This window comes from Streptomyces sp. NPDC090025 (genome assembly GCF_044748125.1).
GTDB lineage: Bacteria > Actinomycetota > Actinomycetes > Streptomycetales > Streptomycetaceae > Streptomyces.
The window spans coordinates 1-13,887 of record NZ_JBIVFL010000017.1 but is presented as its reverse complement, the minus strand read 5'-3'; the positions used below and the strand labels follow the sequence as shown (position 1 = coordinate 13,887).

The 13,887-nt window shown below is 72.8% G+C and carries 15 protein-coding genes; 5 read left to right on the top strand and 10 right to left on the bottom strand.

Annotated features, from left to right (window positions below; all coding sequences use genetic code 11):
* Positions 1-74 precede the first annotated feature (74 nt).
* The 5 genes from ACIPXM_RS30090 to ACIPXM_RS30070 form a co-directional block, all read right to left on the bottom strand.
* Positions 75-1,169 (bottom strand): cell division initiation protein, encoded by a 1,095-nt coding sequence (locus ACIPXM_RS30090; RefSeq protein WP_401661937.1) that lies wholly within the window; start codon positions 1,167-1,169, stop codon positions 75-77.
* Between the two features lie 111 nt (positions 1,170-1,280).
* On the bottom strand, positions 1,281-1,760 hold the full coding sequence (coaD, locus tag ACIPXM_RS30085; protein ID WP_401662284.1) for a pantetheine-phosphate adenylyltransferase: 480 nt from the start codon (positions 1,758-1,760) through the stop codon (positions 1,281-1,283).
* A gap of 26 nt (positions 1,761-1,786) precedes the next feature.
* Positions 1,787-2,410, bottom strand: a complete 624-nt coding sequence (rsmD, locus tag ACIPXM_RS30080; RefSeq protein ID WP_401661934.1) for a 16S rRNA (guanine(966)-N(2))-methyltransferase RsmD — start codon at positions 2,408-2,410, stop codon at positions 1,787-1,789.
* Between the two features lie 66 nt (positions 2,411-2,476).
* Complete coding sequence (gene recG / locus ACIPXM_RS30075; RefSeq protein WP_401661932.1) at positions 2,477-4,696, bottom strand: ATP-dependent DNA helicase RecG; 2,220 nt, start codon at positions 4,694-4,696, stop codon at positions 2,477-2,479.
* Positions 4,697-4,735: 39 nt separating this feature from the next.
* Positions 4,736-6,343 carry a DAK2 domain-containing protein gene (locus tag ACIPXM_RS30070; RefSeq protein WP_401661930.1) on the bottom strand — a complete coding sequence of 536 codons (1,608 nt, stop codon included), beginning with the start codon at positions 6,341-6,343 and terminating at the stop codon, positions 4,736-4,738.
* Positions 6,344-6,580: 237 nt separating this feature from the next.
* Between ACIPXM_RS30070 and rpmB the strand changes: the two genes are divergently transcribed.
* Positions 6,581-6,766 carry a 50S ribosomal protein L28 gene (gene rpmB, locus ACIPXM_RS30065; RefSeq protein ID WP_003957616.1) on the top strand — a complete coding sequence of 62 codons (186 nt, stop codon included), beginning with the start codon at positions 6,581-6,583 and terminating at the stop codon, positions 6,764-6,766.
* Positions 6,767-6,889: 123 nt separating this feature from the next.
* Here the strand turns inward: rpmB and thiD are convergent, their stop codons facing one another.
* Both thiD and ACIPXM_RS30055 read right to left on the bottom strand, forming a co-directional pair.
* On the bottom strand, positions 6,890-7,708 hold the full coding sequence (gene thiD, locus ACIPXM_RS30060) for a bifunctional hydroxymethylpyrimidine kinase/phosphomethylpyrimidine kinase (RefSeq protein WP_401661928.1): 819 nt from the start codon (positions 7,706-7,708) through the stop codon (positions 6,890-6,892).
* Entirely contained in the window at positions 7,705-8,667 is a 963-nt protein-coding gene (locus ACIPXM_RS30055; protein WP_401661925.1) for a thiamine-phosphate kinase, read from the bottom strand. The genes thiD and ACIPXM_RS30055 overlap by 4 nt, the downstream gene beginning before the upstream one ends.
* 233 nt (positions 8,668-8,900) lie before the next feature.
* Here ACIPXM_RS30055 and ACIPXM_RS30050 point away from each other — a divergent pair, with 233 nt between their 5' ends.
* Both ACIPXM_RS30050 and ACIPXM_RS30045 read left to right on the top strand, forming a co-directional pair.
* Positions 8,901-9,134, top strand: coding sequence for an Lrp/AsnC family transcriptional regulator (locus ACIPXM_RS30050; RefSeq protein ID WP_401661922.1), 234 nt, complete (start codon positions 8,901-8,903; stop codon positions 9,132-9,134).
* A gap of 23 nt (positions 9,135-9,157) precedes the next feature.
* Positions 9,158-9,637, top strand: coding sequence for a DUF3515 domain-containing protein (locus ACIPXM_RS30045; RefSeq protein ID WP_401662282.1), 480 nt, complete (start codon positions 9,158-9,160; stop codon positions 9,635-9,637).
* A gap of 70 nt (positions 9,638-9,707) precedes the next feature.
* On the opposite strand, the gene ACIPXM_RS30040 is transcribed toward ACIPXM_RS30045, so the two are convergent.
* The 3 genes from ACIPXM_RS30040 to ACIPXM_RS30030 form a co-directional block, all read right to left on the bottom strand.
* Positions 9,708-10,847 (bottom strand): D-alanine--D-alanine ligase family protein, encoded by a 1,140-nt coding sequence (locus ACIPXM_RS30040; protein ID WP_401661919.1) that lies wholly within the window; start codon positions 10,845-10,847, stop codon positions 9,708-9,710.
* 116 nt (positions 10,848-10,963) lie between these two features.
* Positions 10,964-11,965 (bottom strand): NAD(P)H-dependent glycerol-3-phosphate dehydrogenase, encoded by a 1,002-nt coding sequence (locus ACIPXM_RS30035; protein WP_401661916.1) that lies wholly within the window; start codon positions 11,963-11,965, stop codon positions 10,964-10,966.
* Positions 11,962-12,711: a lysophospholipid acyltransferase family protein gene (locus tag ACIPXM_RS30030; RefSeq protein ID WP_401661914.1), complete on the bottom strand. Its 750-nt coding sequence runs from the start codon at positions 12,709-12,711 to the stop codon at positions 11,962-11,964. Before ACIPXM_RS30030 ends, ACIPXM_RS30035 begins: the two co-directional genes overlap by 4 nt.
* Positions 12,712-12,835: 124 nt before the next feature.
* On the opposite strand from ACIPXM_RS30030, the gene cofC reads away from it, so the two are divergent.
* Together cofC and ACIPXM_RS30020 are read left to right on the top strand one after the other, a co-directional pair.
* Positions 12,836-13,564: a 2-phospho-L-lactate guanylyltransferase gene (gene cofC, locus ACIPXM_RS30025; protein WP_401661912.1), complete on the top strand. Its 729-nt coding sequence runs from the start codon at positions 12,836-12,838 to the stop codon at positions 13,562-13,564.
* Positions 13,565-13,574: 10 nt separating this feature from the next.
* Positions 13,575-13,778 carry a hypothetical protein gene (locus ACIPXM_RS30020; protein ID WP_401661910.1) on the top strand — a complete coding sequence of 68 codons (204 nt, stop codon included), beginning with the start codon at positions 13,575-13,577 and terminating at the stop codon, positions 13,776-13,778.
* Positions 13,779-13,887 lie beyond the last annotated feature (109 nt).

The following is a 13,887-nucleotide window of genomic DNA, read 5'->3' as shown; positions in this document are numbered from 1 at the left end:
TCGCGGACATGCGCGACCGAAGAGCCAGGATACTGGACGCTTCGCTCAGGGCCCAATCCGGGCCCGAGACCCGGTCAGCGGCCTTCCTCGTAGCGGCGCAGCTGCTCCAGGTCGATCATGCTCGTGTCGAAGAAGCTGGTCTCGTCGAGCGCGGCGGCCTGCGGCTGCCCCTGGTGACCTTGGTGCCCCTGGTACGGCTGGTGCACCTGCTGCTGGTGCGCCTGCGGATGCTGGTGCTGGTGCGGCTGCTCGTAGGTGTAGGGGTCCTGCTGGTACGCGTACGGGTCCTGCTGCTGGTACGCGTACGGATCCTGCTGCTGATAGCCGTACACGTCCTGCTGCGCCACCTGCGGCTGCTGGTAGCCGTACGGGTCGGGCTGCGCCTGCTGCGCCGGGATCTGTACGGGCACGGGCTCGGGCGCCCCGGCTGGGGCCGGGTCGGCGAGCTCGGCGAGACCGGCCAGGTAGTCGGCGTCGCTGGTGTGCACGGAGCCGGGGCCCGCCGCGTCCTGGGCGGCCATGTGCTCGCCGAGGGCGTCGGCGGCGAGCCGGCCGTGCAGCTTCTGGCGGCCGCGGCCGACCGCCTCCAGGGTCTTGCTGAGGACCGCCTCGAAAGCGCCGAGCTTGGTGTCCACGTACCCGTCGGCGCGGTCGATCAGGGTCCGCGGGTCCGCGCTGTACTCGGGGGCGTCCTCGTCGGCGTACCCGTCGGCGTCCAGGCCGGGGCCGCGGCCGAGCAGCTTCTCGCGGCCGCGGTCGACGGAGGCGATGGTCTTGTTGAGCACGACCTCGAAGTTGGCCAGCTTGGAGTCGACGTAGTCGTCGGCCTCGGCGCGGATCTCCTCGGCCTCCCGGCGGGCCTCGGCGAGGATCCGCTCGGCCTCGTCCTGGGACTGCCGGGCGACCTGGGTGTCGGAGATCAGCGAGCCGCGCTCGGCGTGGGCGGCCTCGATGATCCGCTCGGCCTCGCGGCGGGCCTGGTCGACCATCTGCTCCCGGCCGCCGAGCAGTTCCTGGGCCTGCGCCAGCGAGCCGGGCAGCGCCTCACGGACCTCTTCGAGCAGGGCGAGCAGATCGGCCCGGTTGACCACGCACGACGCCGACATGGGCATGGAGCGGGCGCTTTGGACCGTCGTGACGATCTCGTCGAGCTTCTTCTGCACGTCCACCGGTGCTCGCCACTCTCTACAGCTGGATGGAGACGGACGGGACGACTGTAAGGCCAGTCGGACCCCGCCCGTCACCCGGACCGGCCCGGTGTGACGAGGGGTGACGAGGGGTCAGCGGTCGCGCAGGCGTTCGGTGAGCCGGGCGAGGACCGGCGGGGGCACCAGGTGGGAGACGTCGCCGCCCCAGGTGGCGACCTCCTTGACCAGCGAGGACGACAGGAAGCTGTACGTCGGGTTGGTCGGCACGAACAGGGTCTCGACGCCCGAGAGCCCGTTGTTCATCTGGGCCATCTGCAGCTCGTAGTCGAAGTCGCTGACCGCGCGCAGCCCCTTGACGATGGCGGGGATGTCGCGCTGCTTGCAGAAGTCGACGAGGAGGCCGTGGAAGGACTCGACCTCGACGTTGCCGAATCCGGCGGTGACCTCGCGGATCAGCTCGATCCGCTCCTCGACGGTGAAGAGGCCCTGCTTCGACTGGTTGATCATCACGGCCACGTGCACGACGTCGTACAGCTTCGACGCGCGGGCGATGATGTCGAGATGTCCGTTGGTGATGGGGTCGAACGACCCGGGACATACGGCGCGGCGCAACGTGGTTCCCTCGCTCTCGGCTCCGGTCATCGTGCGTCTTCGTCTCCGTCTTCGACTTCGGGTTCGACTTCGGATGCGGATTCGGACGCAGCGGCGGCGCGACCGTACCAAAACGTGCCCTCGCCGTAGCGACGGGACCGCAGCGGCGCGAAGCCGTCCGGCCAGCCGAACTCACCGCCTCGGGTGCTGCGCTCCACGGTGACGAGGGCGTCGGCGGCGATCCAGCCCCCCGAGCGGAGTGTGAGCAGGATCTCGCGGAGATCGGCGTCGGAGACGGCGTAGGGCGGGTCGAGGAAGACCAGGTCGTACGGAAGGGCGGGGGCCGGTCCCGTGACGATCTGCTCGGCCTTGCCGGTGCGCAGTTCTGCGCCGGGCAGGGCGAGCGAGGCGATGTTGTCGCGGACGGTACGGGCGGCGCGCGGGTCGGCCTCGACGAGCAGGGCGTGGGCGGCGCCCCGGGAGAGCGCCTCAAGACCGACGGCGCCGGAGCCCGCGTACAGGTCGGCGACACGGGCGCCGGTCAGGCCGTGGAAGGACTCCCAGGTGGAGAAGAGCCCTTCCCTCGCCCGGTCGGAGGTGGGCCGGGTGCCGGTGCCGGGCGGCACGGCGATCCGGCGTCCGCCGGCGGTTCCGGCGATCACGCGGGTCATGTGGGTCCTCGTCTCCAAACCTGTTCGGTACGGACCAGCTTATGGCGCCCGGCGCGCCGCCCGGGGTCAGCCCTTCTCCAGGTACTCCTCGCGGTCCTTGTCGAGCAGCGCGTCGAGGGCGGTGCGCAGGGCGGGGTGGGCGGTGAGGTCGGGGTCGGCGAGGACGAGGGCGGTGGCCTCTTCGCGGGCGGCGGTGATGACCTCCTCGTCGTCGATGACGGTGAGCATCCGCAGCGAGGAGCGGACGCCGGACTGGGCCTGGCCGAGGACGTCGCCCTCGCGGCGCTGTTCGAGGTCGATCCGGGAGAGCTCGAAGCCGTCGAGGGTGCTCGCGACGGCGCCGAGCCGCTGGCGGGCGGGGCTGGCCTCGGGCATCTCGGTGACGAGCAGGCACAGGCCGGGGGCGGCGCCGCGGCCGACCCGGCCGCGCAGCTGGTGGAGCTGGGAGACGCCGAAGCGGTCGGCGTCCATGATCACCATGGCGGTGGCGTTGGGCACGTTGACGCCGACCTCGATGACGGTGGTGGCGACGAGGACGTCGGCCTCCCCGGCGGCGAAGCGGCGCATCACGGCGTCCTTGTCGTCGGGGTGCATCCGGCCGTGCAGGACCTCGACGCGGAGTCCGGCGAGCGGCCCTGCGCGGAGCTGGTCGGCGACTTCCAGGACGGCGAGCGGGGGCCGCTTCTCGGCCTCGTCCTCGGGGCTCGCCTTGCGCTTGGCGCCCTGCTTGCGGTCCTCCTCGTCGCCGATGCGCGGGCACACCACGTACGCCTGGTGCCCGTTCTCGACCTCCTCGCGGACCCGTTCCCAGGCGCGGGCGAGGAAGTGCGGCTTGTCGGCGGCGGGCACGACGTGGCTGGCGATCGGGGAGCGTCCGGCGGGGAGCTGGTCGAGGACGGAGGTCTCCAGGTCGCCGAAGACGGTCATGGCGACGGTGCGCGGGATCGGGGTGGCGGTCATCACCAGGAGGTGCGGCGGCTGCTTGCCCTTGCCGCGCAGCGCGTCGCGCTGCTCGACGCCGAAGCGGTGCTGCTCGTCGACGACGACCAGGCCGAGGTCGTGGAACTGGACCTTGTCCTCGATCAGCGCGTGCGTCCCGATGACCAGCCCGGCCTCGCCGGTGACCAGGTCGAGCAGCGCCTGCCTGCGCTGGGCGGCGCCCATGGAGCCGGTGAGCAGCACCACCTTGGTGGCGTGCTCGGCCCCGCCGAGCATCCCGCCCTGGGCGAGCTCGCCCATCATCTCGGTGACCGAACGGTGGTGCTGCTGGGCGAGCACCTCGGTGGGCGCGAGCATGGCGGCCTGTCCCCCGGCGTCGACGACGGCGAGCATGGCGCGCAGCGCGACCATTGTCTTTCCACTGCCGACCTCGCCCTGGAGCAGGCGGTGCATCGGGTGGTCGGTGGCGAGGTCGTCGAAGATCTCCTTCGAGACCTTCCGCTGGCCGTCGGTGAGGGTGAAGGGGAGTTTGGCGTCGAAGGCGGTGAGGAGGCCGTCGGGGGACGGGCGGCGGGGGGCGGCGGGGAGCTGGGTGTCGGCGTGGCGGCGGCGGGCCAGGGCGACCTGGAGGACGAATGCCTCGTCCCATTTGAGGCGGTCGCGGGCGTCGGCGATGTCGGCCTTGGTGCGGGGCCGGTGGATGCGGGTGAGGGCGTCGGGGAGGTCGGTGAGGCCGCGGCCGTCGCGCAGGGCGGGCGGCAGCGGGTCGGTGAGTCCGGCCCAGTCGGTGGCGGCCATCGAGTCGAGGGCGATGGCCACGGACTGCTCGATGGTCCAGGATTCCAGCTGCTTGCAGGCCGGGTAGATGGGCAGCAGTTCGCCCGCGAAGGCGCGGACGGTCTCGGTGCTGCTCTCGGCGTCGAGGAGCTTGTACTCGGGGTGGGCGAGCTGGAGGCGGCGGTTGAAGAGGCCGACCTTGCCCGCGAACATGGCGCGGCGGCCGGGCAGCAGTTCCTTCTGGTGGAAGTGGACGGTGCGGCCGAAGAAGACGAGCTGCATCCGGCCGCTGCCGTCGGTGATGGTCACTTCCAGGCGCTGGCCCTTGCCGCGGCCGCCCTTGTTGAAGGTGTGCACGCGGGCGTCGGCGACCTGGGCGACGACGGTGACGTGTTCGTCGAGCGGGAGGTCGGCGAGCGCGGTCAGCTCGCCGCGCTCCGCGTACCGCCGTGGGTAGTGGTGCAGCAGGTCGCCGACCGTGTGCAGGTCGAGGTGCTCGGCCATCACCTTGGCGGTGGCGGCGCCGAGCAGTTTCTTGAGGGGTTCGTCGAGCGCGGGCACGAGGTCCATTGCACACCACGGGACCGACAGTGCGGGGCCCGCGACCCGTTATTCGACGCCGATGAGCAGCGGCGGCGCGCCCTCGCCCGCGTGGTACGTGGCGGTGTCGACGGCCAAGTAGGCGGCGCGGACGTGCTGTTCGAGGGTGGTGGCGAGGTCGGCGGGGGTGTCGGCGGCGGTGATGAGGGTGACGAGTTCGCCGCCGGCGGCGAGCATCCGGTCGAGGACGGTGAGCGCGGTGGTGGTGAGGTCGTGGCCGATGACGGCGACGTCGCCCTCGATGAGGCCGAGGATGTCGCCGGCCTGGCAGACGCCGGCGGAGGTGAAGGACTGGCGTTCGGCGACGGCGAGTTCGGCGTAGCGGGTGGCTCCGGCGGCGGCGGTCATGGCGACGACGTCCTCGTCGAAGCGCCGGTCGGGTTCGTGGACGGCGAGGGCGGCGATGCCCTGGACGGCGGCGCGGGTGGGGATGAGGGCGACCCGGATGCCTTCGGCGCGGGCCGCCTCGGCGGCCGCGGCGGCGGGGCCGCGCAGTTCGGTGTCGTTGGGCAGCAGCACGACCTCGCGGGCGTGCGCGCGGCGGATCGCGTCGGCGAGCTCGGTGCCGGTGGGGGTCTCGCCGGGGCGGGCGACGAGGGTGGTGGCCCCGGCCTCGGCGCAGAGTCCGGCGAGGCCGTCGCCGGGCAGTACGGCGACGACGGCGCGGCCGGCGGGTTCGGGGCGGGCGGCGAAGTGGGTGATCCGGATGCGGTGCGGGCGGCCGGCCTCGATCCCGGCCTCGACGGCGGCTCCGGCGTCGTCGACGTGCACATGGACGTTCCACAGGCCGTCGCCGCCGACGACGACGAGGGATTCCCCGAGGGCGTCGAGCCGGTCGCGGAGCCGGTCGACGGCGGGTTCGTCGGCCTCCAGGAGGTAGAGCACCTCATAGCCGGGTCCGGCCGGTCCTTCGCACTCGGCCGCGGCGGCGGCCTCGGCGAGCACCGGGCCGTGCGCGGGTTCGTCGAAGGGGGTGGCGGGTTCGCCGGTGACGGCGGTGACGAGGGCGCCGAGGACGGCCACCAGGCCGCGGCCGCCCGCGTCCACGACGCCCGCGCGGGCGAGGGCGTCCAGCTGGCCGGGGGTGGCGGCGAGGGCGGTGAGGGCGGCGGTGTGGGCGGCGCGGGCGACGGTGGCGAGGGGGCCGCCGGGGGCGCAGGCGTGGGCGGCGGCGTCGGCGACGGTGAGCAGGGTGCCTTCGACGGGGTGGGCGACGGCCTGCCGGGCGGCCTTGGCGGCTGCGGCGAGGGCGCGGGCGAGGTGGTCGCCGTCGGTGCCTTCGGCGAGGACGGGGGCCATGCCGCGCAGCAGCTGGGCGAGCAGGGTGCCGGAGTTGCCGCGGGCGCCGATCAGGGCGCCGTGGGCCATCGCCCGTATGATCTGCGCCACGTCGGGGGCGGCTCCGGGGGCCGTGTGGAGGTCCTCCACGGAGCGGGCCGCGGACTCCAGGGTGAGGTACAGGTTGGTGCCCGTGTCACCGTCCGCGACGGGGTAGACGTTGATCGCGTCGATGTCCGCGCGCTCCCTGTCGAGCGCCCTCAGCGCCCCTGCGCACCAGGATCGGACCGCCTCGGCGTCCAGGGTCTGCGGCTGCGGCGGCTGCGGGACTCGCGGCAACGGGTGGTCCTCCTGTGCGTCGCGGTGGGTTCACCGCAGGGTAGACCCGCGGTCGCCCGGGGCCGGGGCGGGGGCCGGGCGGACCATGGTAGTTTCGTTCCACGGAAGCAGTCGTTGTATGCTGCTTCGGTTGCCCGGCTTCACGCCGGGCCATTCCCCCGGCAAGCCACTTCAGATCACTGATCCGATTCCGGTGCGCCGGATTTCACTGTAAATCTGAAGTCTTTGGAGTGACCCGTGGCTGCCAACTGCGACGTCTGCGGCAAGGGGCCGGGCTTCGGCAACAACATTTCGCACTCGCACCGCCGTACGTCTCGTCGCTGGAACCCGAACATCCAGCGTGTGCGTGCCGTGGTCGGTCGGACGCCGAAGCGGCTCAACGTCTGCACCTCGTGCATCAAGGCCGGCAAGGTCTCGCGCTAAGTGATGCTCCCCGCGTCAGCGGGGAATGTCCCGCCGACGTTTCGTCGTAGCGCAGCCCCTGCGGTTGCCTTGAAAGGCCGGTTCACCTTGGTGAACCGGCCTTTTGCCATGCCCTGAGGCGGGTCAGGTACGGAAGCGCCAGCCGTGGTCGACCGGGCCGATCCCGGTACCCAGGGCGAATCCGGCGGCGATGGCGCCGGTCACATAGCTCTTCGCCGCCCGCACGGCCGTCGGCACGTTCTGGCCCTTGGCGAGGCCCGAGGCCACCGCCGATGCGAGGGTGCAGCCGGTGCCGTGGGTGTGCCGGTTGTCGTACCGGGGGGCGGACAGCCAGTGCTCCTCGGTGCCGTCGGTGAGCAGGTCCACCACCTCGGCGGCGTCCCCGGGGAGGTGGCCGCCCTTGATGAGCGCCCAGCGCGGCCCGAATCCGAGGATCGCGTGGGCCGCCGCCCGCATCCCGGCCTCGTCCTCGACGACGACTCCGGTGAGCTGTGTCACCTCGTCGAGGTTGGGGGTGGCGACGGTGGCGACCGGAAGCAGCTTGGTGCGGACGGAGTCCAGGGCCGAGGCGGCGAGCAGCGGGTCGCCGTGCTTGGAGACGCCGACGGGGTCGACGACGACCGGTGCGGCCGTCCCGGCCAGGAGTTCGGCGACGGTCTCGACGAGCGTGGCGGAGGCCAGCATGCCGGTTTTCACGGCCTGGACGCCGATGTCGTCGACGACGGCCCGGTACTGGGCCCGTACGGCCTCCTCGGGCAGCTCCCAGGCGCCCTGGACGCCCAGCGAGTTCTGCGCGGTGACGGCGGTGAGCACGCTCATGCCGTGCACGCCGAGGGCGAGCATGGTCTTGAGGTCGGCCTGGATGCCCGCGCCGCCGCCGGAGTCGGATCCGGCGACGGTGAGCACCAGCGGCGGCCGGCCGCCGGGGGTGCGCGGGGTCACTCGGCCGCCCCGAAGTGGTCCCAGCCGCCCACGGTGTGCCAGGGCGCGCCGTCGACGGTGACCTGGGGCTGTGCGGAGGGGTTCAGGACCTCGCCGATGACCTTCCAGCGGGCCGGGAGCTTCACGTCGGGCGGGAAGGTGGCGACGATGGCGTGGTCCTCTCCCCCGGTGAGCACCCACTGGAGCGGGTCGACGCCGACGGCCTGGCCGATGTCGTGCATCTGGCTCGGGATGTCGATGAGTCCGGAGCGCAGGTCGATGCGGACCTTGCTGGCCTCGGCGATGTGGCCGAGGTCGGCGATCAGGCCGTCGCTGACGTCGCACATGGCGGTGGCGCCGAGTCCGGCGGCCGCGGGGCCCGCGTGGTACGGCGGTTCGGGGCGGCGGTGGGCCTCGACGAAGGCGCGCGGGGAGCGGAAGCCGCGGGAGAGCACCGCGTATCCGGCGGCGGACCAGCCGAGCCAGCCGGTGTAGGCGACGACGTCGCCGGTCTGGGCGCCGCCGCGGGTGACCGGGTCCTGGTTGCGCAGGTCGCCGAGGGCGGTGATGGAGATGGTGATGGTGTCGCCGCGGACGACGTCGCCGCCGACCACGGCGGCACCGGCGACCTGACATTCGTCGCGCAGTCCGTCCATGAGTTCGGTGGGCCAGGTGACCGGGAGCTCGGCGGGGACGACGAGGCCGAGCAGCAGCGCGGTGGGCACCGCGCCCATGGCGGCGATGTCGGCCAGGTTCTGCGCGGCGGCCTTGCGGCCGACGTCGTACGCCGTCGACCAGTCGCGGCGGAAGTGACGTCCTTCGAGCAGGATGTCCGTGCTGGCCACCACCCGCCGGTCGGGGGCGGAGACGACCGCGGCGTCGTCGCCGGGCCCGATCCGCACCGCGGGGGTGGAGGTGAGCCGGGAGGTGAGCTCCCTGATGAGCCCGAACTCGCCCAGCTCTCCGACTGTGCCCTTCACCGCGATTCACCTCGTGTCGTCGTGCCGGCCGCCGCGTCCCCGCACCGCTCCTCGCCGTGCGGGTCGCGGGCCGTCACCGTGCCGGATACCGTCAAGTAGACCGTCAACTTCTCATGTGCGTACGCCACACCGCGGACGCCTCCGGCGGTGGAGGTCTCCCCGTGGCCCGCGGGGACGCGGTACCGTGGCGTCCCTTTCTCCCACAAGATCCTCGTGGCCGCCCTGGAGGTTCCGTGGTTCAGGCGTACATCCTTATTCAGACCGAGGTGGGCAAGGCGTCGACCGTCGCCGAGTCCATCGCCAAGATCCCTGGAGTGATCCAGGCCGAGGACGTGACCGGTCCGTACGACGTGATCGTCCGCGCCGAGGCCGACACCGTCGACGCGCTGGGTCGCATGGTGGTCGCCAAGGTCCAGCAAGTGGAAGGGATCACGCGTACCCTCACCTGCCCGGTCGTGCATATCTAGCCCCCGTCTACCCTTGGCCGGTGATGTCTTCCCACCGGCCGCTCGGCCTGCCCGCTTCCGCCGCCGTGGCCGCGTTGCTGCTGGCCGCCACCGGCTGTGCCGCTTCGGACGCGGAGGCGTCGGTCCCGGTTCCCGGTCCGCCGGCGGCCGAGGCCGCCGTCTGCCGTGCCCTCGCGAAGGAGCTGCCCGGCACCGTGGCGGGTCTGGCCCGGTCCGGCACCGAGCCGGAGTCCGAACTGACCGCCGCGTGGGGGGATGCGGCGATCGTACTGCGCTGTGGTGTCCCCCGGCCCGAAAAGATGAACGATCCACAGGCACGGGCGGTGGAGGCGGACGGCGTGAACTGGCTCCTGGAGCTGCGCGAGGGTGACGGACCGCGCTTCACCACCACGTACCGGAAGGCGTACGTGGAGGTGTCGCTCGACGAGCGGTACGCGCACGACGTCGGCCCGCTGGTGGATCTGGCGGGGCCGGTGAAGAAGGCCGTGCCGCCGAGCCTGTGAGCCGTACCGCCGGGCCGGGCGTACGGCCCGGACCGGCCCGGACCGCGGAGGTCCGGGCCCCGGACACGCCCTAGCGCAGGCCGGTGGTGCGGCGCAGCGCGGCCTGGATCAGCCGGTCGACCAGCTCCGGGTAGCTGACGCCGCTCTCCTGCCACATCCGCGGGTACATGGAGATCGGCGTGAAGCCGGGCATGGTGTTGATCTCGTTGATGACGAACTCGCCGTCCTCGGTGAGGAAGAAGTCGGCGCGCACCAGGCCCTCGCAGGACACCGCCTCGTAGGCGGCGACGGCGAGCCGCTGGACCTCGGCGGTGGCCTCGTCGCCGATCGGCGCGGGCACGATGCCGGAGGCCGAGTCGATGTACTTGGCCTCGAAGTCGTAGAAGTCGTGGTCGGTGACCGGCGGGATCTCGGCGGGCACGCTGGCGCGCGGCCCGTCCTCGAACTCCAGGACGCCGCACTCGATCTCGCGGCCGCGCAGCAGCGCCTCCACGATGATCTTCGGGTCGTGCCTGCGGGCCTCCTCGGCGGCCTCGTCGAGGCCGGAGAGGTCGTCGACCTTGGTGATGCCGACCGAGGAACCGCCGCGGGCGGGCTTCACGAACAGCGGCCAGCCGTGGTCGGCGGCGAACTCCACGATCTTCTTGCGGGCGGCGGCGGGGTTCTGCTCCCACTCGCGCGGCCTGACCACCTCGTACGGGCCGACCGGCAGGCCGAAGGAGACGAAGACCCGCTTCATGTACTCCTTGTCCTGGCCGACGGCGGAGGCGAGGACGCCCGCGCCGACGTACGGGATGCCGGAGAGCTCCAGGAGGCCCTGGAGGGTGCCGTCCTCGCCGTACGGGCCGTGCAGCATCGGGAACACCACGTCGACCTCGCCGAGCGCCGTGGGCAGCGAGCCGGGCTCGTGCAGGACGACCTCGCGGCTGGCCGGGTCGACGGGCAGGACCACGCCGCCGGTGTCGCTCGCGGCGAGTTCGGCGACGTCCGGCAGGGTGCGGCCGCTGATCGCCATCCGCTCCGGGGCGTCGGCGGTCAGCGCCCAGCGCCCCTCCCGGGTGATGCCGATGGGCAGCACGTCGTAGGCGTCCCGGTCGATGGCGTCGAGGACGGCGCCGGCGGTGACGACGGAGATGGCGTGCTCGGAGCTGCGTCCGCCGAAGACGACGGCCACGCGGGGCTTGCGGGGGCTCTGGTTGTTCTCGCTCATATCGCGTTGAGCGTACCTTGCGGCCCCCGAACCGCTGAGCGCCCCGCGCGCGCCGCGCGCCCGCCCCGCGCGTACGGGTCAAAGCGCTCCGGCCGGGGCGGGTCGGCGGGGCCGGGTCAGCGGCGTTCGGCCTTGGCGCTGCGGGACATCAGCTCCTTGAGGGCCACGATCGGCGGCTTGCCGTCGTGGACGATGGAGACGACGGTCTCGGTGATGGGCATGTCGACGCCGTGCCGCCGGGCCAGATCGAGCACGGACTCGCAGGACTTGACGCCCTCGGCGGTCTGCTTGGTGGCCGCGATGGTCTCCTCCAGGGTCATCCCGCGGCCCAGGTTGGTGCCGAAGGTGTTGTTCCGGGAGAGCGGCGAGGAGCAGGTGGCGACCAGGTCGCCGAGGCCCGCGAGACCGGAGAAGGTCAGCGGGTCGGCGCCCATGGCGAGGCCGAGCCGGGTGGTCTCGGCGAGCCCGCGGGTGATGAGGGTGGCCTTGGAGTTGTCGCCGAGGCCCATGCCGTTGGCGATGCCGACGGCGAGGCCGATGACGTTCTTGACGGCACCGCCGAGTTCGCAGCCGACCACGTCGGTGTTGGTGTACGGGCGGAAGTACGGGGTCATGCAGGCCGCCTGGAACCGCTGGGCGACCGTTTCGTCGACGCAGGCGACGACGGCCGCGGCGGGCTGCCGGGCGGCGATCTCCTTGGCCAGGTTGGGGCCGGTGAGGACGGCCACGCGCGCGGCGGGGACGTCGGCGACCTCCTGGATGACCTCGCTCATCCGCTCGGCGGTGCCGAGTTCGACGCCCTTCATCAGGGAGACGAGGACGGTGTCCGGCGCCAGCAGCGGCTTCCAGGCGGCGAGGTTCTCGCGCAGCGTCTGGGAGGGCACCACGAGGATCGTGAAGTCGGCGCCGCGGGCGGCCTCGGCCGGGTCGGCGGTGGCCGTGATGCCCTTGGGGAGTTCGACGCCCGGCAGATAGTCGGGGTTGGTCCCGGTGGCGTTGATGGTGTCGGCGAGGGCGGCGCGGCGGCCCCAGAGGCTGACCTCGCAGCCCGCGTCGGCGAGCACCATCGCGAACGCGGTGCCCCAGGATCCGTTGCCGAAGACGGCTGCCTTGGTCACTTCTTGCCTTCCCCGGCGGCCTTGCGGCGCTGTTCCTGGCGGGCCTTCTTGTGGTCGTACGGCTCGGCCGGGGCCTGCTCGCCGCGGACCTCCTCCAGGATCCGGGTGATGGCCGCCATGATCTCCTCGGTGGCGGCGCGCAGCACCTCGGGCGTGGGCTCCCGGTCGTAGAAGTGGGAGAGGTCGACGGGCGGTCCGGCCTGCACGATCAGCGTCTTGCGGGGGAACAGCCGGAGCTTGTTCTCCTTGGCGTACGGCGGCATGGCGAGGTTGGCGCCCCACTGGGCGACCGGGATGACGGGGGCCCTGGTGAGCAGCGCGACCCGGGCGGCGCCGGTCTTGCCGGCCATCGGCCACATGTCGGGGTCGCGGGTGAGGGTGCCCTCGGGGTAGAAGGCGACGCATTCGCCGCGCTCGATGGCGCCGACGGCGGCCCGGAAGGCGTCGAGCGCGTTGGTGGTCTCGCGGTAGACGGGGATCTGTCCGGTGCCGTGCAGGATGGCGCCGACGAAGCCCTTGAAGAGGCCCGCCTTGGCCAGGAAGCGGGGCACGCGGCCGGTGTTGTACTGGTAGTGCGCGTACGACAGCGGGTCCAGGTACGAGTTGTGGTTCACCGCGGTGATGAAGCCCCCGTCGGCCGGGATGTGCTCCTGTCCACGCCAGTCCCGCTTGAACAGCACCACCAGTGGGGGTTTGGCGATGACCGCCGCCAGGCGGTACCAGAAGCCGATTCTGCGGCGGGACACTCGTGCACCTTTCTCCGTGCCGGTTCGCAAGGGGTCAAGTGTGTCCCCCTGCTCCTGGGCTGTCGAGGACACCGTACGCCCCGGGGCTCTAGCGCTTCGCGCGGGCGGGACAGAATGGGGCGCGATGAAGAGATACCGGGACCACCTCAGGCCGGACCCCGGTGCGGGGCCGGACGCGGGGGCGGCTGCGGGGCCGGACGCGGGGCTCGGCGCGGGGCCGGGGGGCGCGTGGTCGCTCGTGGTGCCGCTGAAGCCGCTGGCGCTGGCCAAGAGCCGGCTGGCCGCCTCGGTGGGCGGGCCGCTGCGCGGGCGGCTCGCGCTGGCGTTCGCCGAGGACACCGTGGCGGCGGCGCTGGGCTGCCCGGGGGTGCGGGATGTGGCGGTCGTCACGGACGATCCGGTGGCGGGGGCGGCGCTCGCGGCGCTCGGCGCGCGGATCGTGCCGGATCTGCCGGGGGCGGGGCTCAACGCGGCGCTCGCGCACGGCGCGCGGGCGGTGCGCGCGGAGCGTCCGGGGGCCCGGGTGGCGGCCCTGAACGCGGATCTGCCCGCGCTGCGCCCGGCGGAGCTGGGCCTGGTCCTGGCGGTGGCCGGACAATTTCCGCGGGCTTTTCTCGCCGATGCCGCCGAAATAGGTACGACATTCCTCTCGGCCGCGCCGGGGGTGGAATTGGAACCCGCATTCGGAGGCCCGTCGCGGCGGCGCCATTTGTCGGCGGGCGCGGTGGAAATCCGGCTGGCGGGGGTGGATTCGGTGCGCCGGGACGTGGACACCGGCGACGACCTGGCGGCGGCCCTGGCGCTCGGGGTGGGGCCGCGGACGGCGGCCCGCTGGGCGCGTGCGGCCGGATAGGCTGCGGTCCATGCAGGCGACCGCGTACACGTACGACCCCGAGACCCGCAGCGGCAGTGTGCTGCTCGACGACGGCACCCCGGTGGAGTTCGGGGCGGAGGCGTTCGCGGCCGGTGGGCTGCGGTTGCTGCGTCCGGGGCAGCGGGTGCGGATCGAGACGGCGGGCGAGGGCGCCGGCCGCCGGATCACCCTGGTGACGCTGCAGACCTTCTGAGCTTCGCGCGTTCCCCCTAGGCAGTGTCTTCAAATGATCACCAGTGGTGGATCATGGTGTCGTGATTCGTCGCCATGAACTGTCCGATGCCGAGTGGGAGTTCGTTCGG

Coding starts and splice junctions, on each gene's coding strand:
- ACIPXM_RS30040 (WP_401661919.1), bottom strand. CDS start 10,847: ATGAGCGAGAACAACCAGAGCCCCCGCAAGCCCCGCGTGGCCGTCGTC.
- cofC (WP_401661912.1), top strand. CDS start 12,836: ATGAAGAGATACCGGGACCACCTCAGGCCGGACCCCGGTGCGGGGCCG.
- rsmD (WP_401661934.1), bottom strand. CDS start 2,410: ATGACCCGCGTGATCGCCGGAACCGCCGGCGGACGCCGGATCGCCGTG.
- recG (WP_401661932.1), bottom strand. CDS start 4,696: ATGGACCTCGTGCCCGCGCTCGACGAACCCCTCAAGAAACTGCTCGGC.
- ACIPXM_RS30020 (WP_401661910.1), top strand. CDS start 13,575: ATGCAGGCGACCGCGTACACGTACGACCCCGAGACCCGCAGCGGCAGT.
- ACIPXM_RS30045 (WP_401662282.1), top strand. CDS start 9,158: ATGTCTTCCCACCGGCCGCTCGGCCTGCCCGCTTCCGCCGCCGTGGCC.